This window comes from Myxococcus dinghuensis, from assembly GCF_024198235.1.
Lineage (GTDB): Bacteria > Myxococcota > Myxococcia > Myxococcales > Myxococcaceae > Myxococcus > Myxococcus dinghuensis.
Genome location: NZ_JAKCFB010000018.1, coordinates 1 through 24,273 on the forward strand (window position 1 = coordinate 1; position 24,273 = coordinate 24,273).

At 72.1% G+C, this 24,273-nt stretch carries 19 protein-coding genes and 1 pseudogene; 10 read left to right on the forward strand and 10 right to left on the reverse strand.

All coding sequences use genetic code 11. The features are described 5' to 3' along the window. The 5 genes and pseudogenes from LZ198_RS22930 to LZ198_RS22950 form a co-directional block, all read left to right on the forward strand. Positions 1–512: pseudogene (locus LZ198_RS22930) on the forward strand (CheR family methyltransferase); the annotation flags it as partial. Positions 513–590: 78 nt separating this feature from the next. Then, positions 591–2,150 carry a methyl-accepting chemotaxis protein gene (locus LZ198_RS22935; protein ID WP_253974309.1) on the forward strand — a complete coding sequence of 520 codons (1,560 nt, stop codon included), beginning with the start codon at positions 591–593 and terminating at the stop codon, positions 2,148–2,150. Beyond that, positions 2,147–2,557: a response regulator gene (locus LZ198_RS22940; protein WP_253974168.1), complete on the forward strand. Its 411-nt coding sequence runs from the start codon at positions 2,147–2,149 to the stop codon at positions 2,555–2,557. The genes LZ198_RS22935 and LZ198_RS22940 overlap by 4 nt, the downstream gene beginning before the upstream one ends. Positions 2,558–2,609: 52 nt before the next feature. Next, positions 2,610–3,143 carry a chemotaxis protein CheW gene (locus LZ198_RS22945; RefSeq protein ID WP_253974310.1) on the forward strand — a complete coding sequence of 178 codons (534 nt, stop codon included), beginning with the start codon at positions 2,610–2,612 and terminating at the stop codon, positions 3,141–3,143. Positions 3,144–3,152: 9 nt separating this feature from the next. Further along, complete coding sequence (locus LZ198_RS22950) at positions 3,153–5,693, forward strand: hybrid sensor histidine kinase/response regulator (protein WP_253974169.1); 2,541 nt, start codon at positions 3,153–3,155, stop codon at positions 5,691–5,693. On the opposite strand, the gene LZ198_RS22955 is transcribed toward LZ198_RS22950, so the two are convergent. Beyond that, complete coding sequence (locus tag LZ198_RS22955; protein ID WP_253974170.1) at positions 5,679–6,641, reverse strand: histidine kinase dimerization/phospho-acceptor domain-containing protein; 963 nt, start codon at positions 6,639–6,641, stop codon at positions 5,679–5,681. The genes LZ198_RS22950 and LZ198_RS22955 overlap by 15 nt on opposite strands. Positions 6,642–7,001: 360 nt before the next feature. On the opposite strand from LZ198_RS22955, the gene LZ198_RS22960 reads away from it, so the two are divergent. From LZ198_RS22960 to LZ198_RS43465, 4 genes are all read left to right on the forward strand, one after another. Next, the gene (locus tag LZ198_RS22960; RefSeq protein ID WP_253974311.1) at positions 7,002–8,993 is read left to right on the forward strand and encodes an alginate lyase family protein; all 1,992 of its coding nucleotides are present in this window, start codon (positions 7,002–7,004) and stop codon (positions 8,991–8,993) included. A gap of 70 nt (positions 8,994–9,063) precedes the next feature. After that, a complete protein-coding gene (locus LZ198_RS22965; RefSeq protein WP_323382851.1) occupies positions 9,064–10,383 on the forward strand; it encodes a nucleotide sugar dehydrogenase in 1,320 nt (439 codons plus the stop codon). A 179-nt stretch (positions 10,384–10,562) separates the two neighbouring features. Beyond that, on the forward strand, positions 10,563–12,239 hold the full coding sequence (locus LZ198_RS22970) for a TldD/PmbA family protein (RefSeq protein WP_253974313.1): 1,677 nt from the start codon (positions 10,563–10,565) through the stop codon (positions 12,237–12,239). Positions 12,240–12,351: 112 nt separating this feature from the next. Continuing rightward, entirely contained in the window at positions 12,352–13,281 is a 930-nt protein-coding gene (locus LZ198_RS43465; protein WP_253974171.1) for an OmpA family protein, read from the forward strand. A gap of 9 nt (positions 13,282–13,290) precedes the next feature. Here LZ198_RS43465 and LZ198_RS22980 read toward each other — a convergent pair whose 3' ends face one another. From LZ198_RS22980 to LZ198_RS22990, 3 genes are all read right to left on the reverse strand, one after another. Continuing rightward, positions 13,291–15,159: a hybrid sensor histidine kinase/response regulator gene (locus LZ198_RS22980; RefSeq protein WP_253974172.1), complete on the reverse strand. Its 1,869-nt coding sequence runs from the start codon at positions 15,157–15,159 to the stop codon at positions 13,291–13,293. A gap of 138 nt (positions 15,160–15,297) precedes the next feature. Then, positions 15,298–16,191: a gluzincin family metallopeptidase gene (locus LZ198_RS22985; RefSeq protein ID WP_253974173.1), complete on the reverse strand. Its 894-nt coding sequence runs from the start codon at positions 16,189–16,191 to the stop codon at positions 15,298–15,300. A 5-nt stretch (positions 16,192–16,196) separates the two neighbouring features. Beyond that, the gene (locus tag LZ198_RS22990) at positions 16,197–17,132 is read right to left on the reverse strand and encodes a metalloenzyme (RefSeq protein WP_253974174.1); all 936 of its coding nucleotides are present in this window, start codon (positions 17,130–17,132) and stop codon (positions 16,197–16,199) included. Positions 17,133–17,163: 31 nt separating this feature from the next. On the opposite strand from LZ198_RS22990, the gene LZ198_RS22995 reads away from it, so the two are divergent. Continuing rightward, positions 17,164–18,249, forward strand: coding sequence for a DUF4388 domain-containing protein (locus LZ198_RS22995; RefSeq protein ID WP_253974175.1), 1,086 nt, complete (start codon positions 17,164–17,166; stop codon positions 18,247–18,249). 21 nt (positions 18,250–18,270) lie between these two features. Here the strand turns inward: LZ198_RS22995 and LZ198_RS23000 are convergent, their stop codons facing one another. The 6 genes from LZ198_RS23000 to LZ198_RS23025 form a co-directional block, all read right to left on the reverse strand. Then, the gene (locus LZ198_RS23000; protein ID WP_253974176.1) at positions 18,271–19,461 is read right to left on the reverse strand and encodes a GTP-binding protein; all 1,191 of its coding nucleotides are present in this window, start codon (positions 19,459–19,461) and stop codon (positions 18,271–18,273) included. Then, positions 19,458–20,612 (reverse strand): anhydro-N-acetylmuramic acid kinase, encoded by a 1,155-nt coding sequence (locus LZ198_RS23005; RefSeq protein WP_253974177.1) that lies wholly within the window; start codon positions 20,610–20,612, stop codon positions 19,458–19,460. Before LZ198_RS23005 ends, LZ198_RS23000 begins: the two co-directional genes overlap by 4 nt. Positions 20,613–20,622: 10 nt before the next feature. After that, positions 20,623–21,585 (reverse strand): N-acetylmuramic acid 6-phosphate etherase, encoded by a 963-nt coding sequence (gene murQ, locus LZ198_RS23010; RefSeq protein WP_253974178.1) that lies wholly within the window; start codon positions 21,583–21,585, stop codon positions 20,623–20,625. A gap of 16 nt (positions 21,586–21,601) precedes the next feature. Next, on the reverse strand, positions 21,602–21,793 hold the full coding sequence (gene rpmB, locus LZ198_RS23015; RefSeq protein ID WP_234063689.1) for a 50S ribosomal protein L28: 192 nt from the start codon (positions 21,791–21,793) through the stop codon (positions 21,602–21,604). A 105-nt stretch (positions 21,794–21,898) separates the two neighbouring features. Further along, a complete protein-coding gene (locus LZ198_RS23020; RefSeq protein ID WP_253974179.1) occupies positions 21,899–23,425 on the reverse strand; it encodes an NAD(P)-binding protein in 1,527 nt (508 codons plus the stop codon). Positions 23,426–23,528: 103 nt separating this feature from the next. After that, positions 23,529–24,215 carry an HAD family hydrolase gene (locus LZ198_RS23025; RefSeq protein WP_253974180.1) on the reverse strand — a complete coding sequence of 229 codons (687 nt, stop codon included), beginning with the start codon at positions 24,213–24,215 and terminating at the stop codon, positions 23,529–23,531. Positions 24,216–24,273 lie beyond the last annotated feature (58 nt).

Consider the following 24,273-nt stretch of genomic DNA (forward strand, 5'->3'; position numbering starts at 1 on the left):
CCCCCGCGCCCCGGCCCACGCCGCTGGCCCTGCCGCGCGTGGCGCCCCCGGAGCCCGTCGTGGTGGCGACGCCCGTGGACGTCGCGCCCGCCAACGAGGACAAGGCGACGGAGCCGCCGCCCCTGGCGCGCGCGGTGGAGGCGGCCCGCGCCGGGCGCCATGTGGAGGCGGAGGCGCTGGCGCGTGAGGCGGCGAAGGCGCTGGTGCCGGAGGCATACCTGCTGCTCGCGATGGTGGCCGAGGGGCGCGGGGACCTGAACGGGGCGGTGGAGGCGGTGCGCAAGGCGCTGTACCTGGAGCCGAGGCTGGCGCTCGGCCACGCGACGCTGGTGGCGCTCTACGGGCGCATGGAGCGGCGCGAGGACGCGGAGCGGTCGCGGCAGAACGCGCTCCGCGCGCTGGATGGATTGGATGACGAGCAGCCCCTTCGGGGCGTGGAAGCCATGACGGCGGGGGGCCTGCGGCAGGCCCTGGCACCGAGAACCCAGGCTGGTTGGCAGGGGGCGCGCTAGCGGTTTGGCGCGCGCCCCGCCGTGGGAGGTACCGTGGAGTCGAGAGAAACGAAGCTGACACTGCCGGAGCGGCTCGCGATGGGCCGGCTCAGCCTTCGCTTCAAGATCGTCGCCGTCACGGGCGTGACGGGCGTGCTGGTGGCGAGTGTGCTGCTCATGGCGTTCTGGGTGCAGATGAACACCGCGCAGCGGGAGGACCTGGCCCGGCGCACCCGCTCGGTGAGCATGGAGCTGTCCAAGACGCTGACGCCCATGCTCGTGTCGAACCAGGACGCCGGGAAGCTCCAGGCGACGGCGCACGGCGTGCTGCGCCACGTGCCCGACGTGGCCTACGTGCTCGTGCGCGACGCGAAGGGGGACCTGCTGGCGGAGGTCGCCGCGGAGCGCTTCGCGGGCGCGGACCAGTCCGCCTCCAGCGCGGACGACGCGGAGGACCGGCGGCTCGTCGTCAACGGCGAGGCCGTGGTGGAGACGACCACGCCGCTGTTCTCCTCGCAGGCGGCGTCCGCGAAGCGGGTGGGGACGGTGCAGGTGGCGCTCAACGAGGAGGCCCTCACGAACGCGCTGGGGTCCACCACGCGCTTCTCCCTCGTGCTCGGCGCGCTCATCCTGGGCGGATGCCTGGTGGCGTCGTGGTTCCTGTCGGGCGTGCTGGTGATGCCGCTGGAGCGGCTGGCGCGCGCGGCGTCGGGAATCGCCGCGGGCAACCTGCGCCAGCAGTTCGAGACGAAGGGCTCGGACGAGATCGGCGAGGTGTCCCGCAGCTTCGCGGCCATGTCCGAGGGCCTGGCGCACCTGCTCGAGGACCTGCGCGGCGCGGCGTCGGAGATGGAGCGGGAGGCCACGGGCGTGCTGGCCACGTCGTCGCAGCAGTCGGCCATGGCCCACCAGCAGGCGTCCGCCATCAGCGAGACGAGCACCACGGTGGCGGAGATCGCCCAGACGTCCAAGCAGGCCACGCAGTACGCGGACTCGGTCATCGCGCAGACGCAGCGGTCGGAGTCGCTCAGCACGGAGGGCCAGAAGGTCGTCGCGGAGAGCGTGGCGGCCATGGACAAGCTGGGCGAACAGGTGAAGACCATCGCCATGTCCATCACGGAGCTGAGCGAGCGCACGCACCAGATCGGCGACATCATCAGCACGTCGAAGGACGTGGCCGAGCAGTCCAACCTGCTGGCGCTCAACGCCTCCATCGAGGCGGCCAAGGCGGGCGAGCACGGTCGGGGCTTCGCGGTGGTGGCCACGGAGATGCGCACGCTCGCCGAGCAGTCGCGCATCGCGGCCGAACAGGTGCGGGGCCTGCTCAACGAGGTCCAGAAGGGGACGCGCTCGGCGGTCAGCGCGACGGAGGAGGGCAGCCGCCGGGCGCAGGCCGCCATGGACCTGGCGCGCGGCGCGGGCGCGGCCATCCTCGGACTGTCCGAAGTCATTCGGGAGTCGTCGGGCGCGGCGCGGCAGATCGCCGGGAATACCCGGCAGCAGACGATTGGCGTGGAGCAGATCGCCGCGGCCATGGGCGAGCTGACCTCGGCCATGGGAGACTCCGTGGAAGGGACGCGACGCATCGAACAGGTGGCTGGAAACCTGACCAATCTCTCGAAGCGCTTCTCGGACCTGGTGGGTAGGTACCAGTTATGAACGCAAACGTGGCGACAGCACGACAGGTCCTGCGCGTCCTCATCGTCGAGGACACGAAGACCATCACCAACTTGCTCCAGGTCTATCTGATGGGCTGGGGCCTGGAGTTCTTCGACGCGCCCAACGGGGTTCTCGGGCTCAACAAGGCGAGGGAGCTCAAGCCGGACCTCATCATCTCCGACGTGCAGATGCCGGAGATGGATGGCTTCGCGCTGTGCGCCGCGGTGCGCGCGGACTCCCAACTGCACGACACGCCCTTCATGATGCTCACGTCCCTGAAGGACGACGCCAGCCGCCAGAAGGGCAAGCTGGTGGGCGCCAGCGCCTTCCTCAACAAGCCGGTGTCGGTGGACGACCTGCGCTCGAAGGTGCGGGACATGTTGAAGCTGCCCGCGACCAACCGGTGACGCTCGAATGCCAGGCGACGACACGTCCGTGAACAGCGAATCCCCGGGGGCGATGACGTCGCCCCCCTCCTCCCCGACGGGGGCGGTGGTCGACGCCGTCGCGCAGAAGCGGCGCGAGGTGCTCGGCGCCCGCGCTCGCGCGCTGGCGGAGTCCCGCCACGAGACGCACCAGGAGGTGCTGTCGGTGCTGGCCTTCCAGGTGGGAGGCGAGCGCTACGCGGTGCTCATCCAGGACGTGGACCACATCATCGAGGCGCGCGGCATCTCACCGCTGCCCGGCGCGCCCCGGCACGTCATCGGTGCCCTGGCGAGTCGCTCGCGGGTGGTGCCGGTGCTCGACCTGCGGCAGCTATTGGGGCTGGAGGGCGGGGGCATGTCCGACCTGGGGAAGATCGTCGTCGTGGAGGTGGGGGAGGAGTGCTTCGGCCTGGCGGCGGAGACGGTGGAGGGGCGCAAGGAGCTGCCGAAGTCGGAGCTGTCACAGCCCCCACCGGGGCCCTTCCTGTTCCTCACCCCGGACCGGCTGACGGTCCTGGAGCTGGAGCAGCTCGGGGGCCCGGGCGCGGGGCAGCAGGAGCAGGGATAGGGGCGCGACATGGATCCGCAGCTCTTGCGCAGCATCTGGCCGGTGTTCTCCGCGGAGACGCGTGAGCAGATCCAGGCGATTGGAGCCAAGGTGCTCGGCCTGGAGGGCCCCTCTCGTGAGCGGGACGGGGACCTGCTGCCTTCGTTGAAGCGGCTGGTCCACAGCCTCAAGGGCTCCGCCGCGAGCCTGGGACTGGACGACATCGAGCAGGTGGTGCACGCCATCGAGGACTCGCTGGGGCCCATCCGCTCCGAGCAGGGCCTGCCCCGCGACGCGGTGGAGGTCCTGCTGCGGGGCTTGTCCGGCATCGAGGCGGCCATGGCCCGGGGTGACGCCGGCCAGCAGCCCCACGTCGACGGGCTGGACGCGCTCCTGCGCTCGCTCGGGCGCGACGTCGAGGTGGCCCCCGCGACGACGGGCGTGTCCGACGAGGCGCTGGACGCGCTGGACTTCCTGGAGGCGGCGCTCGGCGCGCTGTGCTCGCCGGACGTGCCGGACCGAGCCGCGGTGGTCCGCAACGCCGTCGAGCGGGCCCGGGCGCTCAAGGCCCTGGCCCTGCGCACGGGGGCCGAGCGCGTGGCGACGCTGGCGGAGGCGACGGCGCTGGGCTTCACGCGCATGGAGCCCGGGGGCGACCCGGCGAGCCTCGCCGCGTCGGACGTCGCGGGCGCGCTGGTGGAGGTGCGGAGCGCGCTGGGCGTCGCGAGTCCCCGGTCTCCGGACTCGCCACGGGCCGTGGAGGCACCCCGCGCGGCGCCGGCCCCGGTGGTCGTGGAGACCGCGGCCCCGGTGGCCCATGTGGCGGCCGGTCCGGAGTCGCGGGGGAGCGCGTCGTCGGTGGACCAGACGGTGCGCGTGGCGGTGAAGACGCTGGACTCGCTGACGCTCCAGGTGGAGCTGCTGGTGTCCGGGCGCGCGCAGCAGGCGCGCCGCGCGGAGGCGTACCGCGCGCTGTCCGACAACACGCACGAGGTGCTGCTGCACCTGGAGCGCGCCGCCTCGCAGCTGGCGCTCACGGGCGGTGGGCCCGCGCTCGACTCGCTGCGCTCCGGGGTGGCGCTGATGCGCGGCATGCAGAAGCGGCTCCTGGAGGTCGCTCGCGAGGCGCACCGCGACGGCGAGCAGTTGGCGCTGGTGGCCCAGGTGGCGCGCGACGACCTGCGCGACCTGCGCATGGTGCCGTCGTCCAACCTGCTGGAGCCCCTGCGCCGCACCGTGCGCGAGGTGTCCGCGCGGCTGGCCAAGGACGTGACGCTGGACCTGACGGGGGGCGACGTGCGGTTGGACCGCCGCATCCTCGATGCCTTGAAGGATCCGCTGCTGCACCTGGTGCGCAACGCCATCGACCACGGCCTGGAGTCCGCGGCGGACCGGCGCGCGGCGGGCAAGCCCGAGACGGGGCGCTTGTCCGTGCGCGTGGAGCCGCGGGGCGCGCGCATCGCCGTCGTGGTGGAGGATGACGGCGGAGGGCTCTCCCCGGAGCGGGTGCGCGCGACGGCGGTGCGCAAGGGGCTCCTGACGGAGGCCGCGGCGGCGCAGCTTTCGGACGCGCAGGCCGCGCGGCTGGTGTTCCAGCCGGGCTTCTCCACGCGCGAGCAGGTGACGGCGACGTCGGGCCGGGGCGTGGGGCTGGACGTCGTGCAGGCCACGGCGGCGCGGCTGCAGGGGTCGGTGGACGTGGAGTTCTGGCCGGGGCGCGGGACGCGCTTCACGGTGGACCTGCCGCTGACGCTCGCCGCCGCGCTGGGGCTGCTCGTCCGCTCCGGCACCATGGTGTCCGCCATCCCCTCCGACAGCGTGGAGCGCGTGCTTCGGCTGAAGCCGGACGACGTGGGGACCGTGGCCGGCCGCGTGGTGGCCCGGGTGGACGGAGCGCAGCTCACGTTCCTCCCGCTGGCGGAGGCCATCGGCATGCCGCGGCTGCCCCTGGCCATCGAGTCGGGGCGCGTGCAGACGGCGGCGCTGGTCGTCGTCGGCGGAGACAAGGTGCTGTACGCCATCGACGAGGTGGTGGGGCAGCAGGAGATCGTCGTCCGCTCATTGGGGCGTCACCTGCAGGGCGTGCGGCACCTGGCGGGCGCGGCGGTGCTGGACGACGGCCGCGTGGTGCCCGTGCTCAACGCGCCGGAGCTGGTGCGCGCGGCCAGGCCGGAGACGCGCTCGTCCGGCCCGGAGGCGCAGCGTCCGCGCATCCTCGTGTGCGACGACGCGCTCACCACGCGCTTCGCCATGAAGTCGCTGCTGGAGATCGCCGGCTACCCGGTGGTCACGGCCGCGGACGGCGAGGAGGCCTGGAACATCCTGGAGCGCACGCCGTGCCAACTGGTGGTGAGCGACTGGCAGATGCCGCGCCTCGACGGCGTGGGGCTCGCGCGCCGCCTGAAGTCGCATGCCTCGCTGCACAGCACGCCCATCATCCTCGTCACCTCGCTCGACAGTCCGGAGGACCGCGCCGCGGGCCTGGAGGCGGGGGCGGATGGCTACCTCGTCAAGCGCGAGGTGGAGCGCGGGAAGCTCCTGGAGCTCGTGCGCCAGCTATTGCCGGCCTGAGTCCCGCGCCGGCGTCTCCTCCCGAGGCGCCTCTTCCGAGGGCAGGCGGGCGAGCCACACCTGCTCGCCCGCACCGGGGAGCAGCAGCTCTCCCCGGAGCCGTCGCGTCAGCGCCAGCAGTCGCGTCGTCGTGGCCTCGGACGCGCCCCGGCCCCCATGGGTCCGCGCGTGGAACCGCCAGCGCGCGGTGGCCTCCTCGGCGTCCACGCGCAGGCTCACCTCCGTGGCGCCCGACGACGCGATGCCCCGCGCCAGCTCCCGCGCCCAGGACTCCACCTCCTGCGCGCCGCCCCGGACGGAGACGGGCCGGTCCGGCAAGGCCAGCGCCGCCACGAAGCGGGGCGACCGGAACACCTCCTGGAGGAGGGGGCGGACGTCCTCGACACAGGCCAGGGATTGGCGACCCAGGCGCCGGTCGATGAGGTCGCGTTGGTCCTGGGCCACGCGGACCATGCGCTCCAGGTAGCGGTTCACCGTCGCGTTGAGCGGGCCGGCGGTGCCCTTCACCATCATGTCCAGGTAGCCCTTGATGACCATCAGCGGCGTGCGCAGGTCGTGGGCCGCCCGGGAGCGCCGGCGCTCCCAGTTGGCGAGCTCACGCTCCTGGGCCCGCAGCTGCTCCAGGAGCCGCGCCTGACGTGCGCCGGCGGCCGTCTCGCGTGCGTGCGCGGACACCAGCACGCCACCGAGCGCGGCCAGCCTGTCGAGCACCGCGCCGTTCGCCTGGGTCGCCCGGTCGGGCCAGACCTCGAGCACATGCGGGCCGCCCGGGCCGGATGTCAGCCGGGCGACGCCGGTGCCCATGCGCGCCACGCACGTGCGCCCATCGAAGAGCGCCGCGCCCGAGGCGCCGGTCCAATGCAATGTCTGCTGTAGGAGCGCGTCCATGCCGGCCCGCGCGCCACAGCGCAGCGCGCGCTCGGCGACCGCCGCGAGCGCCGCTTCCATCCCGGCGTCCAGGTCGCTTGCGACGTGCCGCCCACTCCATGCCCCTGCTTGCACGCGCAGAGGTATGGGCATGGCCCCTTGGGGACGCAACGCTCCCCAGCGTGGGAAGTCCAGAGGATGCTTGACGGCAATCCTTTACCCACGCCCGTGTGACGTCCCCCGACTTTTTACTGCCCCCGAGGACGAGCTGATCGCCCAACCCCGCTCAACTCCTCGCGCGAAGCCCTTGGCCGGGCCCTTGCTAACGGCGAGTGCGACGGGTGGCGGAAGGGACAGATGGGGACTCTCGACTACTACGCTGCAATCGCTCGACTGGCTCCCGGGGCCCTGGCCCTGAGCGCGATGCGTCGGGTGCAAGGCGTGGCACGGCAGGCGCGATACCGACGACGGGAGCGCGCCGACGAGGCGGTGCTCCTCCAGTCCTTCAGTGTCCCGAGCGCCGACGAGCTGGTGGCGCGGGCGCTGGAGCAGCGCGCGTCGCGCGTGTGGTGCGAGGTGTCCCAGCGCGACTCCGCGCTCGCGGCCCTCACCTCCATCCCCGGGGCGCGTGAGCGCGTCCTGGCCCGCGCTCACGCGGCGCTCCGTCAGGAATGGGACGTCTTCGGCACGCCGGTCTCCTTCGGCGAGGGCCGGCCGGTGGACTGGTCGCTCGACGTGATGAGCGGTCATCGCTATCCGCTCGCGCCCGTGGAGCGCCTGCCGCTGCACTCGACCGGCAACGATCCGAAGTATCCGTGGGTGCTGGGCCGGCTCGACAGCGTCATCGCCCTGGCCCAGGGCGCGTGGGTGGCCGGCCCCGGCGACGAGCGCGCGCGATTGATTTCCGCGTTCGTCATGCAGGTGCTCGACTTCCTCCAGGCCAATCCCGTGGGGCAGGGTGTGCATTGGACGTGCGCCATGGAGGTGGGGCTGCGCGCGGCGAACCTGGCGCAGGCGCTCGTCATGCTCGCCGACGCGCCCCAGGTGCGGCGGCCGGAGTTCCTCGTCCCCGTGCTGGGTGCGCTCGCGGACCATTCCGCGTGGGTGGAGGCCCACCTGGAGGACCGGGGCGCGGTGCCCAACAACCACCTGGTGTCCAACCACGTGGGGCTGCTCGTGGTGGGGTTGCTGTTCCCGGAGCTGCCGGGCGCCTCCCGCCAGGTGGCGCTCGCGGTGCGTGGCCTGTGCGAACAGATGGCCGCCCAGGTCCACGTCGAGGGGACGTCCTTCGAGGGGTCGATTCCCTATCACCGGCTGTCGGTGGAGCTGTTCACCCTGGCCCACGTGGTGGCGAGGGGCGCGGGGGTGCCGCTGGGTTTCGCCTACGAGAACCGCCTGCGTCGCATGTTCCACGTCGTGCGCGCGTGGTGCTCGGAGACGGGGCTGGCGCCGCAGATTGGCGACAACGACTCCGGCCGGGTCTTCCCGTGGCGCGAGCGTGGGGACACCGAACAGGGCTACCTCGTGGGCCTGGGCGCGGCGCTCTTCGCCGACCCGGGGCTGGGCGGCGGAGAGCTGCCCGACGAGGCGGCGTGGCTGCTCGGCCGTCATGGGTTGGAGCGGTGGCGTCGGCTGCCGCCGGCGGTGGCGCCCATGTCCGTCAGCCTCCCGGAAGGAGGCTTCCACATCCTGCGCGGCGGTGGCGCGGTCGTCACGGTGAGCGCGGGCAAGCAGGGCCAGCGCGGGGTGGGCGGACACAGCCACAACGACAAGCTGTCGTTCGAGCTGCACCTGGGGGGCCGCCCCGTCATCGTGGATCCAGGCACGGGTTCGTACACGCGGGACCCCGCGGCGCGAAACGCGTTCCGGGGCACCGCCATGCACAACACCGTGCAGGTGGATGGCATGGAGCAGTCGCCCCTGGACGCGGCGCGGCTGTTCGCGCTGCCGGAGGACGCGAAGGCGCGCGTGGTGGCCTTCCTCCCGAGCATGGACGTGGACAGGTTGCGGGTCCGCCATGATGGCTACCGGCTGTTGCAGGCGCCGGTGGGCATCGAGCGCGCGTTCCGGCTGGACCGGCGCGAGCGGGTGCTGGCGGGGTGTGATCGCTTCATCGGGACGGGGCGGCACGACGTGGTGGGCCGCTTCCACCTCCCCGACGAGCAGGCGCGCCGGCTGGTTCCGGACGCGCAGGTGCTCGCGCGGGCGAGACGTGGGGTGGAGGGCCCGGTGGAGTTCGAGCCGCTCGCGGTGGAGCTGGGCCCGGCGGCGGCCCCGGTGGCGTGGCTCCTCGTGGAGGCGGGCCTGGCGTGCGAGCTGGTGCCGTCGCGCTACTCGCCGGGGTACGGGCGCGTGGTTCCCGCGGTGGCAGTGGAGCTCCGGAGGCGGGTGACGCCTCCCTTGGCTTTGAAGTGGGTCGTGGTCTTCAGGTGAATGGTCGGGTCGGGGCGTGACCGTCGGACGACGGCACGTCGCATCAGGAGAGGTGAGGACGATGAGGGTGATGGTGGGCAGCCCGCTGCTGGAGCGTATTCGTCGGCGGGAAGCGAAGGTCGGTGTGGTGGGGCTGGGTTACGTCGGGCTTCCGCTGGGAATGGCCTTCGCGGAGGCGGGCTTCCCGGTGATGGGTCTCGACATCGACAAGCGGAAGATCGACAAGATCGAGAAGGGGGAGAGCTACATCAAGCACATCCCCAGCGCGCCGATCGCCGAGCTGAGCAAGGCGGGCAAGCTGAAGGCCACGTCCGACTTCGCGAAGTCGAAGGACATGGACTGCGTCATCATCTGCGTGCCCACGCCGCTGACGGCTTCGCGTGAGCCGGACATGAGCTACATCATCCAGACGGGTGAGGCGCTCGCGCCGCACGTGCGTCGTGGTCAGTTGTTCATCCTCGAGTCGACCACCTATCCGGGGACGACGGAGGAGGTGCTCAAGCCGCTGCTGGAGAAGACGGGCCTCAAGGCGGGCGTGGACTTCCACCTGGCCTTCAGCCCCGAGCGCGAGGACCCGGGCAACAAGAACTTCAACACCAAGACGATTCCGAAGATCGTCGGCGGCTTCTCACCCGAGTGCGCCGAGGTGGCGGCGGCGCTGTACGGCAGCGCGCTGAAGGAAGTGGTGCCGGTGTCCTCCACGCGCGTGGCGGAGCTGGCCAAGCTCCTGGAGAACATCTACCGCTGCGTGAACATCGCCATGGTCAACGAGATGAAGATGCTCTGCGACCGGATGAACGTGGACGTGTGGGAGGTCATCCAGGCCGCGAGCACCAAGCCCTTCGGCTTCCAGCCGTTCTTCCCGGGCCCGGGCCTGGGCGGGCACTGCATCCCCATCGACCCGTTCTACCTGACGTGGAAGGCGCGCGAGTACGAGTTCCACACCAAGTTCATCGAGCTGGCCGGCGAGGTGAACTGGCAGATGCCCTACTACGTCGTGCAGCGGACGATGGAGGCGCTCAACAAGAGCCGCAAGACGCTCAACGGCTCGCGTGTGCTGTGCCTGGGCGCCGCGTACAAGAAGGACATCGACGACATGCGCGAGAGCCCCTCGCTGCGCGTCATGACGCTGCTGGCGGAGAAGGGCGCGGAGATCGACTACCACGACCCCTACGTGCCGGAGCTGCACAAGGGCCACGGCTTCAACATGGAGATGAAGTCGGTGCCGCTGAGCGCGCAGATGCTGCGCGGCTACGATGCGGTCATCATCCTGACGGACCACTCCAGCATCGACTACGGCATGGTGGTGGCGAGCGCCCAGTGCGTCATCGACACCCGCAACGCCACCAAGGGCGTGGCGCAGGGCCGGGAGAAGGTGACCAAGGCGTAGGTCGCCCGGGAACGAGGCCCGGACGCTGACCCTCCGGGCAGGGGTCCTCGGCTCCAGGTGTCGGGAGGGGCACCTGGAGGCGGGGACCCGCTCGTCTTGCGGGGCGGTTTGGGTACAGTGGGGGCGTGCATTCCCTGACCCGACCCGTCCTTCCCCTGCTGGCGGCCTCGGCCCTGCTCATGGCGGCGGCCCCCGCGCAGGACCCGCGGCTGCTGCTGCTCGACGCCATGGCGAGCGAGCTGACGCGCAGCCAGCAGCAGCTCAAGCTCCAGACCCACGAGGCTCCGTACTTCCTGAGCTACCAGCTCAAGGACTACGACCAGCAGGTCATCGCCGCGCGCTACGGCGCCATCTTCCTCGACGACGGCTACCGCGAGCGGCGGCTGTACGTCGACTCGCGCGTGGGCAGCTACGACTTCGACAGCTCCGTGGCGGAGGGGTTGGAGTTCAGCTTCTCCACCAAGGGCACCAGCTACACCTCCCGCAAGGAGGGGCCGCTGGACGACTCGCCGCTGGCGCTGCGCACCGCGCTGTGGCTCATCACCGACGAGAAGTACAAGTCCGCCCTGTTCCAGTACCTGAAGAAGAAGGGCGAGGACGTCTACTCGGTGGAGGACCCGAAGCGTCCGCCGTCCTTCACGAAGGAGAAGTCGACCACCTTCGTGCAGCCCCCGGTGACCAACCCCTTCAACCGGGAGCGCTGGCTGAAGCTGGCGCGCGACATCTCCGCCCAGTTCAACGCGCACCCGGAGTTGTTCGACTCGGAGGTGCGCATCACCGCGGACAAGGTGACGCGGCTGTTCGTCTCCACGGAGGGCACCCAGCTGGTGACCGAGGAGACGCTGTATGGCCTCCACGTGTCGGCGGTGACGCGCGCGCCGGATGGCCAGTTGCTGGACGACTCGCGTGACTTCTACGCACCCACGGAGGCGGGGCTGCCGGACGACACGCGCGTGCGGGAGTCCGCGGCGAAGGTCATCGAGGAACTGCTCGCGCTGCGCCAGGCGCCGGCCATCGACCCGTACACCGGCCCGGCCATCCTCGCGCCGGAGGCGTCCGGCGTGCTGTTCCACGAGGCAGTGGGCCACCGGTTGGAGGGTGACCGTCAGGACGGGGACAACGAGGGGAAGACCTTCAAGGGGCAGGTGGGGCGGCAGGTGCTGCCGTCGTTCCTCACCATCGTCGACGACCCGACCCAGCGGGCGTTGGCCGGGGAGCCGCTCAACGGCTACTACCTGTTCGACGAGGAGGGCGTGAAGGGGCAGCGGGTGGCGCTGGTGGAGAAGGGCGTGCTGCGCAACTACCTGCTCGGACGGCGCCCGGTGGAGGGCTTCCTCCAGTCCAACGGCCATGGCCGCAGCCAGGGCAACCTCAAGCCGGTGGCGCGCATGGCGAACCTCATCGTGGAGAGCACGAAGCAGGTGAGCGACGCGAAGCTCAAGCAGATGCTCATCGACGAGGCGAAGCGCCAGGGCAAGCCCTACGGGCTCATCATCCGCGACATCACCGGCGGCAACACCAACACGTCGAACTACGGCTACCAGGCCTTCAAGGGCGTGCCTCGCATGGTGTACCGCGTGGACGTGAAGACGGGCCAGGAGTCGCTGGTGCGCGGGGTGGAGATCGTCGGCACGCCGTTGTCGGCGGTGAACCGCATCCTGGCCACCGGACAGAAGCAGGGCATCTTCAACGGCTTCTGCGGCGCGGAGAGCGGCAACGTGCCCGTGTCCACCGTGGCGCCGGCCGCGCTGCTCCAGGAGATCGAGCTGCAGCGCGCCGTGGAAGGCAAGGACCGTCCGCCCATCCTCTCCAGCCCCGCGGCCGCGCAGGCGCCCGCGGTCCAGGAGAAACCCTAGAGGAGCGCCGATGCGGGGGGCATGGCACGAACACTCCCCGGCGCCGCCGGGGCACGGGGCATCCGCGAAGGGCGCGCCCGGGTGGACCCGGTCGTGGTGTGTCCCTCGCCGTGTGACGGCCCTCGGGCGGCTCGTGTCCGTGGGCTGCGTGGTGCTGGTGCTCCTGCTCGGTCCGGCGGCCCGGGCGGACGCGGCGGGCGCGTGGCTGGAGGTCCAGCACGAGGACGCGCTCGGCACCTCCGGCGCCTGGTTCCTGCGCTCCGTCGAGTGGCTGCTGGACGGCAAGCCGCTCGAGCAGGAGGCGGAGGGCGCGCTCCATCCCCTGCCCGTGGGGTTGAGTTCGCTGGACGTCCGGGCGGTGTACGAGGGGCGCTCGGCCTTCTTCTCCTACGTGGAAGGCTACCGCTTCGTCATGCGCGCGCGTGTGACGCTCGACGCGCGCGCGGGCGACACGGTGCGCGTCGTCTCCTCGGCCTACGAGGTCGAGGGCATGACGGTGGAGTGGGAGCGGCGCCCGGCGTTCCTGGTGCGTGGCCAGCCCGCGGAGGCCATCATCGGCATCGAGTACGGCCCGGAGATGGACTCCCCCCGGGACATGGACGTGGCGACGCGGGTCGTGGAGGACGTGCTCGCGGAGGCGCGCCGGTTGTCGGGTGCGTCGGTGGCGCACGCGCCGGGGGACGTCGACATGCCGGAGCGCTGTCGACTGGGCCCGGTGTACTTCGCGTTCTTCGACACGCGGTTGTCGCCGGAGGCGGAGGCCGAGCTGCGCCGCGCGGCGGAGTGTCTGCTCCAGCGCCCCGGTCTGCGCGTCCGGCTGAGCGGGCACGCGGACGTGAAGGGGCCGGAGTCGGTCAACGCGACGCTCGGTCAGGGGCGCGCGCAGTCGGTCGCGGCGCGGCTCCAGGCGCTCGGCGTGTCCGGGGCGCGGCTGGTGCTCGAGACGCGCGGCGCGGAGCAACCTCCCTGCGACGAGAGCACCCCCGAGTGCTTCGCGCGAAGCCGGCGCGTGGAGCTGGTCGCGGAGCCGTCCCCGCCCTGACGCCTCGCCTCAGCGGGGCGTCCAGGCGTCCGTGGCCGTCACCAGCTCGCGCAGGTGGTTGGCCTCGAAGGGCTTGGTGACGACGCGGTTGGGGACCTCGGCGAGGAAGCGCTTCGTCTCGTGGGTGAAGGCGCCGCCGCTGAGGAAGACGATGCGCTCGTGCAGGCCGGGCCAGGTCTCCCGCACCGCGTGGTACACGTCCATGCCCGTCAGCTCCGGCATCATCAAGTCGCACAGGATGAGGTCGAAGCGGTGGTCGGCGCGCAGTTGCTCGAGCGCCTCCAGTCCGTTGGCGGCGGTGACCAGCTCGTGGCCGCGCAGCAGGCGCTTGAGGAGGTCCAGCACGCGCGGCTCGTCGTCCACGACCAGGAGGCGCTTGCCCACCGTCGGAGGGACGGGCTTGCGCGTCGCGACCTCCGCCTGCGCGTGCTCGGAGCGGGGCAGGGAGACCTCCACGGTGGTGCCCAGGCCCTGCGCGCTGCGCACGCCGATGTGGCCACCCAGCGCGGTGATGATGTTGCGACAGATGGCGAGCCCCATTCCCATGCCGTGGCTCTCCCGGCGGGTCGTGAAGAAGGGGTCGAAGATGCGGGGCAACACGTCGGGGGCGATGCCGGAGCCGGTGTCGGTGATGGACAGCAGCACGTCGTCGGCGCGCGCGCGCAGCGCCACGGTGATGCGGTGCTTGGAGACGTGGCCCTCGGGGATGGCGTGCACCGCGTTGAGCAGGAGGTTGAGCAGCACCTGGCCCAGCTTCGTCGTGGTGCCGCGCACCCGGGGCAGCTCCGGCGCGTAGTCGCGCACCACCTGCGCGCGGTGGCGCAACTGGTTGGCCGCCATGCGCAGCGTGCTCTCCGTCACGGCCTTGAGGTCCACCGGCTCCACCGCCTCGTCGGCGGGCGCGGCCATCGACTTGAGGTCCGCGACGATGCGCTGGATGCGGGTGGCGCCCTCCAGCGCCTCGTCGAGCACCTCGTGACACTCCCCGTCGAGCCCCTGGGGCATGGCCGTGCCGGGGGCGGGCAGGCGCTCCTTGAGGTACTCCAGGTTGCCGGTGGTGAACGCGAGCGGGTTGTTGATCTCGTGCGCGAGGCTGGCGGCGAGGATGCCCAGCGACTGGGCCCGCTGCTCGCGCTCCTTCTCCAGCAGGAGCTGTGCGTCGCGGCGCATCCGCTCCACGCCGTTGACCAGGATGTGGCCCGTCAGCCCCATCAGGTGTCGCTCCTCCAGCGTCCAGTCCCGCGCCACCCCCACCGCGTCGAAGCCCATCCAGCCGATGAGCCGCCCCGCGAGCAGCAGGGGCGTGTTGACGTAGGAGCGGATGTCCAGCCCCTCGCAGGCGCGCTGCTCGAAGGCGGCCTCCGGCGGGAGCCGGGCGGTGTCCGGGATGGTCACCATGCGCCCCTCGCGAAGCTGCGCGAGCGTCCACCGCAGCGATGTGACCGACTGGCCCCGGTACGCCTCGAAGCCGTAGGAGCGCACGCCCGGGGCGCACCACTCGTAGGTCTCCGCCAGGTGCTCTCCGTCGTCGGACAGGAGGTTCACGTACCCGCGCTGCGCGTCGATGTGCCGCCCCAGCACCTCCATGGCGGCGCGCACCCCGGCGCCCAGCTCGTTGGGCGGCAGGTTGAGCAGCTTGCGCGAGGTGTCCGTCAGCAGCGACCAACTGCGCAGCAGCAGCTCCACCTCGCCGCGCACGGCCTGGAGGCTCGAGGCCTCCTGGCGCAGGACCTCGCGCTCGGAGGGCGACAGCGTGGAGACCTCCGGCGCGCTGAGCCGCGCGAGGACGTCCGCGGAGCGCTGCAGGCGCTCCAGCAGGGTCCCGGAGTCAGTGGTCTCGGCGATCAGCCCAGGGCTGATCCGTTGCTGCTCGGCCATTGGATGCAACCCCCTCGGTCCGGCGCCGGGAACCCCAATTCCCGGGTCGGAGATTTCAGCTCGGAGGGAATTCTGCCATCAGGTTGTTTCCGCCTGCCAGTGTCCGATACTGAAAAGTTCAGCCGGGCCCGGAGGGTGTCAGCGGGTCGGCGGGGGCTTCAGGGTGCGGCCGCCCTTGAAGCCCCGCCACAGGATGTAGTGGCGGAAGTCCCGGAGGAAGGCGTCCGGGGGGAGGCCCACGGCCTCGACGAAGGCCTCGGGGAAGTCGGGGCCCTGGCTCATGGCGTGGAGGATGCCCCGCACCGCGGGCTCGCCGTAACGGCGCACGAGGAAGGTGAAGGCGTGGTGGGCGGCGCCGTAGACGATGTCGCTGTCGCCTCGGTAGAGGGTGTCCGCCTGGGCGATGGGGTCCGCGCCGGACGGGCTGCCCCAGAAGCGCGCGAGGTCCTCCAGGCTGGGGACGCGGTAGCCCTGCTCGGCGGTGTAGGAGGCCATGCCCTCGCGGAACCACAGGGGGATGCGCTTGCGCGTCCAGCCCATCCGGTCCGAGGCCACCTGGTACATGAGGCTGTGGGTGAGCTCGTGCAGGAGCAGCTCGTCCACCTGGGGCTGGCTGGCGCCGAGCAGGGTCCACGTGCGGGGGCTCTGCAGTTCGATCTGCTCGTAGCGGGCCCAGGCGCGCAGGAAGTCGTGGCCCGAGCGGTTGGCGGCGCGCTCCAGGGCGGCGTGGTTGGGGTGGACGATGATGGTGACGGGGTCGTCGAAGGTGCCCCAGCGGGCGAGCCGGGGCAGCGCGCGCTCCACCGCGAGGCGCACCTGGGCGGCGGCGTTGGCGTCGCGCTCCCGGTACTCGACGGTGATGACGGCCCCGCCGGGCGTCGTGCTGGCGACGGCGGAGCCCATCTTCTCGGCCACCTCCGCCGCGGGCACGCGGGTGCGCAGCGGCGCCGCGCAGCCGGCGAGGAGCCCCAGCACCAGCAGCGCCAGCGCGCGGGGGGGCGCCCCGGTCCGCCGCGTCCATCCCGTCGTCACGAGCCTCACTCCACTCCCAACCAGCGCGGCACCACCCGGCCCACGTCCGCGACGGTGCGAAAGGCCTCCACCTCCGGCGCGTCCGGGCCGAAGTAGAGCACGGGGACGGGGTGGAGGGTGTGGCCTCGCGTGGACAGGTCCTCGACGTTGCCGTGGTCGCTGCACACCAGCACCCGGGCGTCGGCCGGGCGCCGGGCCACGACGGCGCGCAGGAAGGCGTCGAACGTGTCGAGCGCCCGGTGCGCGGCGGCGAGGTCCTGCGCGTGTCCCGCCTCGTCCGCGAGGTAGTGCTCGAAGAAGGTGAAGTCCGCGCCGGAGGCGATGTGCCAGAAGATGTCCGCGGCCTTCTCGGGGGAGCGCTCGGGGACCTCCAGCCCGTGGGCCCGGGCGGTGGCGCTGGTGATGTCGTGGACCAGGCCGTCCCCGGCCCGCGCGTCCTTCAGCGTGCGCAGGGGCACGTCCCCCGCGGCGAAGGCCAGCTTGGCGGCGGAGGGCCTCATGCGGCGGAGGGCCTCCGGCGGGAAGGTGAACTCGGGCGGGCGGTCCGTCTCGCGGCGGGGCACGCCGAGCGCGTCGAGGTAGGCGGCGGGGTAGGCGTTGGCGAAGGTGGCGGTGCGCCCGGCAGCCTGGAGGCGCTTGATGATGGAGCGCTCGGCGAGCAGGGCGCGCAGGGCCGCGTTGGGATAGCCGAGCACGTGGCTCCCGACGAGGGCCGGCGCGGGCTCACCGGTGAGGATGGCCGTCTGGTTCGACGCGGACTGCGGGCGGCCGCCCACGCCGAACGTGGGGTCCACGGCGATGAAGCGGCCGTCCTCCGGCAGGGGCGGACCGGGGGCGTCCTGGAAGCGGGATAGCAGGTGCTCCCGGTGGGCGAGCGGATTGAGGGCCGGGTCCTTCCGGCCGATGCCCACGCCATCGATGAACAGGAGCGCGACGCGCACGGCTGGCGACTGTATCCTCGTTTCCGAACGCATGGCCCTCCACGGCGACCTCTTCAGCTATCCGCTTCCCGAGTTCCTTCAATGGTTGGACAGCTCCCGCAAGACGGGCACGCTCCAGCTCTCCTGGGAGGCCGGCGAGCGGAAGCTCTTCCTGCTGTCCGGCCAGGTGGGCGCCACGGCCTCGGAGGGTCTGCGCGGGCGCGTGGCGCGGCTGCTGGCGCTGTCGAAGCTGGCGTCCGGCACCAAGGTGCTGGCGGCCTTCGACGAGCTGTCGCGCACGCCGGACGTGGACGCCGCCTTCGACGTCCACGGCGTGCACTCCAAGTGGGTCCGTGACCTGGGGCGCGAGGAGCTGTTCGCGGCGATGACGGACCTGACCATCGCCGGGCGTGGCACGTTCCACTGGACGGAGGACGCGGACCGCTCCGGTGAGGACTGGGTTCCCTCGGACATGAGCATCCGCGAGCTGCTCTTCGAGTCGCTGCGCTGGGTGGACGAGCAGCCGGACGTGGACAAGGCGCTCCCCATCGATGCGTTGAGCGTCCGCGCGCTGGCGCCGCCCAGTCCCAACCAGCCGCTCATGCACCGCATCATCCTGGGATTGTGCGCCACGCCCCAGAACCTGGGACGTCTGCGCCTGTCCATGGGCGTGTCCCGCTCGTCGGTGACGCGGCGGGTGTACGAGCTGTTGCGCGCGAAGCTGGTGGAGGTGGAGGGGGCGCCGCAGGTGGAGGCGGACCCGGTGGCGGAGATGCTGGAGAAGGGCGCGGTGCTGATGCGCGAGGGCCAGTTCGACGCGGCGGGCATCGTGTGTGCGTCGCTCCTGGCGAGCGACCCCGCGGACCGGCGCGTGCGCGAGTTCGCCCGGCTGGTCCAGCGCGAGCACGTGGCCGCGCTCTACGCGGACATGCCGCCGCTGCTCATCCCGCTCGTGGTGCACGACCCGCAGGGCATGTCGCTGCTCAAGCCGGAGGAGCGGCAGATCGCCGGGCTCGTGAGCGGGACGTGGGACGTGTCCACCATCGTCCTGGCCAGCCCGGCGCGTGAGCTGGAGACGCTCAAGACGCTGGCGAAGCTGCACCGCATGGGCCTCTTGCAGCTCACCGCCCCGCGCTGAGGCGGGGCGGCCCGCCCGGGGTTACTCCGCGGCGGGCAGGCCCACCGCGTTGAGGCGCACGAGCGTCTGCATCAGCACGTAGAGGGCGAAGGCGGCGTCGTCCACGCGCAGGTGCGGCTGCGTGGCCAGCCCCTGCACGCGGAGGAGGTCGGTGCCGTCCACGCGCAGGAGGAACGCCTGCTGCGCGAGCGTCCCCTCGCCGGCATACGCCAGCGCGCGGCGGATGGCGTCCGTGCACGCGGTGACGCAGGTGGAGTAGTTGCCGGCCGAGAAGGCGGCCTCGGCGGCGCGCGCGTGGTCGAACAGGTCGCCCGGCGCGAGCGCGCTCGCGGCGCCCAGCAGCTTCGATGCGGGCTGGGTGACGGCGGCGACGGGCGGCGGCACCACGACGACGGGCGCCACGGTGGGCAGCGGCTCCACGCGCGGAGGCGGGGCCACCGCGGCGAAGGAGCCGGAGGGTCGGTGGGGCACGGGCGCCACGGCCGCGACGGCGCCGTGGCCCGCCGGGGCGACGGCGGGAGGCGGCGCGGGCTGCTGGCGGTGCTGCAGGTGCTGCGTGAGCTGCGCCTCCAGGCCCGCCGGCTGTGACGCGCCCACCGGATTGACGGGGCGCGGGGGCGGGACGATGCGCTTGGCGCGCAGGTCCTTGATGACCAGCCGGGTGATGGCCTTGAGGGCGTCGAGCACTCCGCGACCATTGGTGGCGGCCGTCTCGAACTCGGGGACGTTGCGCGGGTTGAGCTCCTTGCGGAGCTCCTCCACGGGCAGCACGTTCTCCAGGTCCCGCTTGTTCCACTGCATCACCAGCGGGAAGCGGTCCAGGCGGATGCCGTGCTCGAAGAGGTTCTCCTCGAGGTTCGCGAGCGACTCGCGGTTGGCGTCCATGGCCTCCGGCTGCGAGTCCGCGACGAAGACGACGCCGTCGGCGCCCTGGAGCACCAGCTTGCGCGTGGCGTTGTAGAAGACCTGTCCGGGCACTGTGTACAGCGCCAGGCGCACGGAGCAGTCGCCCACGCGCTCGACCTTCACGGGCAGGAAGTCGAAGAAGAGCGTCCGGTCACCCTCGGTGGCGATGGACATCATCTCGCCTCGGTGCGCGGGGCGGACCGTCTCGTAGATCTTTCGCAGCGAGGTCGTCTTCCCCGACAGGCCAGGCCCGTAGAAGACGATTTTGGCGGCCACCTCGCGGGCCATCAGGTTCACGCTGCTCACGGTGTCAGCTTACCTAGAACGACTCGGCGTTTCGCGCCAGTCGCCGACGGGACATTCGCTGCGGTCCCCACCAGGTACTCGGCGGCCAGCAGGGCGAACAACGCGGCCTCCTTCGCACCTTCCGGGAAACCGAGCGTGTCCAGCGGACGCACCGGGAGGGGATTCAGTCTCGCTCCCAGTCTCTCCATGAGGTGCGGATTCCGCGTGCCTCCTCCCGAGGCGTACACCGCCTCCAGGGCGGCGGCGTGGGGGCGTATCCACGTCTCGCAGGCCCGGGCGACGCTCTCCACGGTGAACTCGAGGGCGGTGGCCATCAGGTCGTGGGGTTGGCCCGGGAAGCGCGTCCACAGTCGATCCACCAGCACGTCGCCGTAGCGCTCCCGGCCGGTGGAGCGGGGCGGGGGCTGGGCGAGGAACGGGTCCGCGAGCAGCTCCTCCAGCAGCGCGGGAATCACCGCGCCCTGGCGCGACAGCGAGCCGTCCAGGTCGCAGCGCAGCGTGCCATCCGTCACGCGCCGCGCCAGTCCGTCCAGCACCATGTTGCCGGGGCCGGTGTCGAAGGCGAGGGTGTCCTCCAGCCGGGGGCTCACGACGGACACGTTGGCGATGCCTCCCAGGTTCAGCAGCACGCGGGGCGCGTCGGCGCCGCGGAACAGCACCCAGTCGAGGTAGGGCACCAGCGGCGCGCCCTGGCCGCCCACCGCGACGTCGCGTGTGCGGAAGTCACTCACGACGGGCAGGCCGGTGCGCTCGGCGATGACGGCGGGCTCGCCAATCTGGAGCGTGGAGGGCAGGTCCGTGGTGCCCGGCGGGAGGTGGGCCATCGTCTGGCCATGCGAGCCGATGGCCGCGACGTCCGAGGGCGCCACGTGGGCCTTCGCGAGCACCTGGAGGGCGGCGTGCGCGAAGTGCTCGGCCAGCTCGAAGTCGAGCCGGCTCAGGCTCGCCGCGTCCTGGGGGCCCAGCATCCGGGCGACGAGCGCGGACGGGAAGGGGACGGAGACGTGGGACAGCAGCCGCAGGCGCGCCGTGTCACTGGTGCCCGTCACCTCGCAGAGGGCGGCCTCCACGGCGTCCGCGCTGGTGCCCGACAGCAGGCCCACGCACAGGCGGGCGCGCTGGGAATCCGAGAGGGGAGATGGGAGGCGCATGCCTCCAAGTCTAGGTCCCACCCCCCACACGCCGCCGTGGCCGGGCGGGCGGGGCGTGCGCATGCTTACGTCTCGAAGGCTCGAGCGCTCGCAGGCCGTTCTCCGCCAGACGCTTGCGTGCCTGGCGGGCGTCCAACCCGGTGAAGTGCATGGCCAGCGCCAGCTTCACCTCGCCCCCGGCGTCCTGGAGCAGCCTCGTCGCCGCGTCGGGGGGGAGCTGCGTCAGCTCCGCCACCATGCGCGCCGCGCGCGCCCGCAGCTTCGCGTTGGCCGGGCGCAGGTCCACCATCCGTCCCCGGTACACCTTGCCCAGGGAGACGAAGGCGGCGGTGGTGATGGCGTTGAGGACGAGCTTCGTCGCCGTGCCGGCCTTCAGCCGCGTGGAGCCCGCCACCAGCTCCGGCCCCGTGCGCGCCAGCACCAGCGTGTCCACGTCCTCGCGAGCGCGGGGCGGGTTGCAGCACACGAGCACCGTGTGGGCTCCGCGTCGCTTCGCCTCGCGCAGCGCGGCGCGCACGTAGGGGGTGGAGGCGCTGGCGGTGACGCCGCACACCACGTCCCTCGCCGTCGGCTGGAACTCGCGCACGTCGCGGGTGCCCGCGTCGGTGTCGTCCTCGGCGCCTTCGACGGCGCGAGTCAACGCGCGGCGTCCGCCGGCGATGCGTGCCTGGATCTGGGAGGGAGCACTCCCGAAGGTGGGAGGACACTCGCTGGCGTCGAGCACGCCCAGACGACCGCTGGTGCCCGCGCCCACGTAAAGGAGCCGTCCACCGGCCCGCAATGCCTCCGCGACGGCCGTCGCCGCATCCGCGATGGCGGAGAGCGCTGGCCGGACCGCCTGAACGGCGGCGATATCTTCATCATGCAGCCGGCGGACGACCGACCTGACGGAGAGCAGATCTAGGTCGTCCGCGCGGCGATGGAGCCGCTCGGTGGGAGGGATCTTCGACGATGAAGCGCGTGAGGTCCCCACCCTCGAGCGCCATGCTTCAAGCGGCCTTCGTCACCTTGCCCGCCTTGATGCAGCGGGTGCAGGCCAGAACGCGCTCCGTACGGCCCTCGACGCTCGCCCGGACCTTCTGCAGGTTCGGGAGGGTGCGCCGCTTGGACTTGTTGTTCGCGTGGCTGACGTTGTTGCCGACGAGCGGACGCTTGCCACAGATGTCACACTTCCACGCCATGACCTCTAACTCCTTGAAAACTGGGGCGTTGGACGCCTGCCATGAAAAGAGCGGCGGAACCTGCCAGAAAGCCGCTTGGAAATCCAGCCTTTCGGCCGTTTTGGATCAGCCTTTGAGCGGATCCTTCTTCTTCAGCATGTCCTGAACCAGCCTCGCCGCGCGAGCGCCGGCCAGCAGCTCGCCCTCCAGGCCCAGGCCAGGGAGGACCTCCCGCCCCGCCAGGAGCAGGTTCTTCACCGGGGTGCGCTGGCTCAGTCCCGTGACGCCCAGGAAGGCCTCGGACTCGAAGCTGTAGAGCGGGTGGGGCATGAGCCGGCTGCCGCGCACGTCCCCGGCGTCCAGGTAGGGCGCCGAGCGCAGGAGCCGGTGCTGGGCGGTGAAGGGCATCACCGCGTCGAGCCGGGCGTCGATGCGCGCGGCCACGCCGTGGAGGTACTCCTCGCCCAGGTCGCGGGCGGAGGCGGGGACGAAGACGCCGGCGCACACCACGCGCACGCCCTCCACGTCCTTGCTCTCCTTGGCGTTGCCCGGGGCGGTGCGCGCCGGGTGGAGTTGGATCAGCATGGCCCCCAGCTCGGGGTCCTCGGTGTCCACCAGCGTCAGCTCGCCCATGCCGCGCGGGAGGGCCGTCTCCGGCACCACCCAGTTGACGGTGAAGAGGATGGAGCGGGTGTTGGACTGGTCCAGGTGCTCGAGCAGGTCGCGGTGGTGCTTCTTGTCGGTCTTCACCAGCCGCCGCAGCGCGCCCGAGTCCGTCGCGGCGACGAGGCACGAGGCGCGGTAGAGCGTGTCCGAGCGCACCAGCTTCACGCCCGCGAACTTGTTCCCGTCGAAGGAGATCTCCTCGACGATGAAGCCCGTGGGGCTGTCGCGGTTGAGCACGTCTCCGCCCAGCTCCGACACGCGCCGCGTGAGCAGCTCGCGCAGGCCCTCGTGGCCGCCGGTGAAGGTGGACGGCGCGGACAGCACCTGGGACAGGGGGCGGGTGAGCGCGAGCGGCGACTCGGGCTTCTCCAGGTGGGAGATGAAGGGGCGCAGCCCCCGCACGAGCGCGGCGGCGGGCGCGTCCGACACCAGCCGGGGCGCGGACTCCAGGCCGGGGTGGGACTTGATGAGCTTCTTGAGGCCCCAGCCCTCGAAGAAGCCGTCGGGGGGCAGCTCGGGCTTGTCCTTGAAGAAGGCGTCGCTCGCCTCGTGCTGCGCGGCGGTGCCGGCGATGGCGCCCAGGAGCGCCTCGCCGTCCTCACCCAGCTCGCGGGTGACCTCGGCCTTGCGGCGGGCGGCATCCCCGTGCAGGTCCATCCGGTTCCGGGGCAGGACGAGCTGGAGCTCCGGCGCGTGGGGGCGCAAGGCGCGCTGCACGGCGGTGGTGAGGCCCAGCTCCGTGAGGGCCTCCTCCACGGCGGGCATGGCCTTGAGCGGGGGCGCGACGAAGGGCGCGTAGGGGAGCACGTAGCCGCCGTGCTCGTACCCCGGCCCCATGCCGTCGTGTTCCACCAGGAGGACGCGGTGGTTGCGCTTGGCCAGCAGCGCCGCGGTGAGCGCGCCACCGAGCTGGCTGCCCAGCACGATGACGTCGTACACGTGCCGGGACGGGCCCGAGGGAAGCTTGAGTTTGGCTGCGGACGTCATGCGGCGGGCAACACTACACAACGTCCTCGCCGCTGGCGCTCTTTTGGCGCGGGGTCGATTCCAGGCCCGGCGGAAGTCCCCCCAAAGCTGATGCGCCGGTGACTCAGGCGCGGGGCCCGAACAGCCGCGCCTCCAGGTCCTGGGGCAGGGTGACGAAGTCCTCGAGGATCCAGGCCGCGCCGGCCTCGCGCAGTTGGGCGCCGGAGGTCGTGGTGGTGAGTCCCACCACGGCCATGCCCGCGGCGCGGGCGGACTGCACGCCGAGGATGGCGTCCTCGAAGGCGAGGCACCGGGAGGGTTCCACGCCCAGGCCCTTCGCCGCGGCGAGGAAGATGTCGGGCGCGGGCTTGCCGCGGGAGACCTCCTCGGCGCCGACGATGCGGTCGAAGGTGGGGCGCAGCCCCAGCCCGTCGATGACCAGCTCTCGGTTGCCCTGGGGCGCGGCCGTGGCGATGGCCAGGGGGATGCCGGCGGCGCGCAGCCGGGTGATGAGCGCCTCCGCGCCCCGGTGCAGCCGCAGGTGGGGCCGGTAGAGGGTGCGGTAGTGGGTCTCCTTCTCGTCCGCGAGCTGCTCCAGCTCCCGTGCGTCGACGGGGCGGCCCAGGAGCTCCGGGAGGATCTCCTCGTTCTTCCGGCCGGCGAAGCGCGTCTGGAAGTCGTCCGCCGTGAGCGACAGCCCGAGCCTCCGGGCGAGGGCCACCCAGGCCTGGTTGTGGAACACCATGTTGTCGACCAGGGTGCCGTCCATGTCGAAGATGGCGGCGCGCAGGGGCGTGTCGGAGAGTGTCATGGTCTCCCACCCATAACGCGCTGGGGGGAGGGCGGGTCCACGGAAACCGCGCGCCCGG

Coding starts and splice junctions, on each gene's coding strand:
- LZ198_RS23020 (WP_253974179.1), bottom strand. CDS start 23,425: ATGACGTCCGCAGCCAAACTCAAGCTTCCCTCGGGCCCGTCCCGGCAC.
- LZ198_RS22950 (WP_253974169.1), top strand. CDS start 3,153: ATGGATCCGCAGCTCTTGCGCAGCATCTGGCCGGTGTTCTCCGCGGAG.
- LZ198_RS22995 (WP_253974175.1), top strand. CDS start 17,164: ATGGCCCTCCACGGCGACCTCTTCAGCTATCCGCTTCCCGAGTTCCTT.
- LZ198_RS23005 (WP_253974177.1), bottom strand. CDS start 20,612: ATGCGCCTCCCATCTCCCCTCTCGGATTCCCAGCGCGCCCGCCTGTGC.
- LZ198_RS22945 (WP_253974310.1), top strand. CDS start 2,610: ATGACGTCGCCCCCCTCCTCCCCGACGGGGGCGGTGGTCGACGCCGTC.
- LZ198_RS22940 (WP_253974168.1), top strand. CDS start 2,147: ATGAACGCAAACGTGGCGACAGCACGACAGGTCCTGCGCGTCCTCATC.
- LZ198_RS22965 (WP_323382851.1), top strand. CDS start 9,064: ATGGTGGGCAGCCCGCTGCTGGAGCGTATTCGTCGGCGGGAAGCGAAG.
- LZ198_RS22955 (WP_253974170.1), bottom strand. CDS start 6,641: ATGGAAGCGGCGCTCGCGGCGGTCGCCGAGCGCGCGCTGCGCTGTGGC.
- LZ198_RS22980 (WP_253974172.1), bottom strand. CDS start 15,159: ATGGCCGAGCAGCAACGGATCAGCCCTGGGCTGATCGCCGAGACCACT.
- LZ198_RS23025 (WP_253974180.1), bottom strand. CDS start 24,215: ATGACACTCTCCGACACGCCCCTGCGCGCCGCCATCTTCGACATGGAC.
- LZ198_RS22935 (WP_253974309.1), top strand. CDS start 591: ATGGGCCGGCTCAGCCTTCGCTTCAAGATCGTCGCCGTCACGGGCGTG.
- rpmB (WP_234063689.1), bottom strand. CDS start 21,793: ATGGCGTGGAAGTGTGACATCTGTGGCAAGCGTCCGCTCGTCGGCAAC.
- LZ198_RS22970 (WP_253974313.1), top strand. CDS start 10,563: ATGGCGGCGGCCCCCGCGCAGGACCCGCGGCTGCTGCTGCTCGACGCC.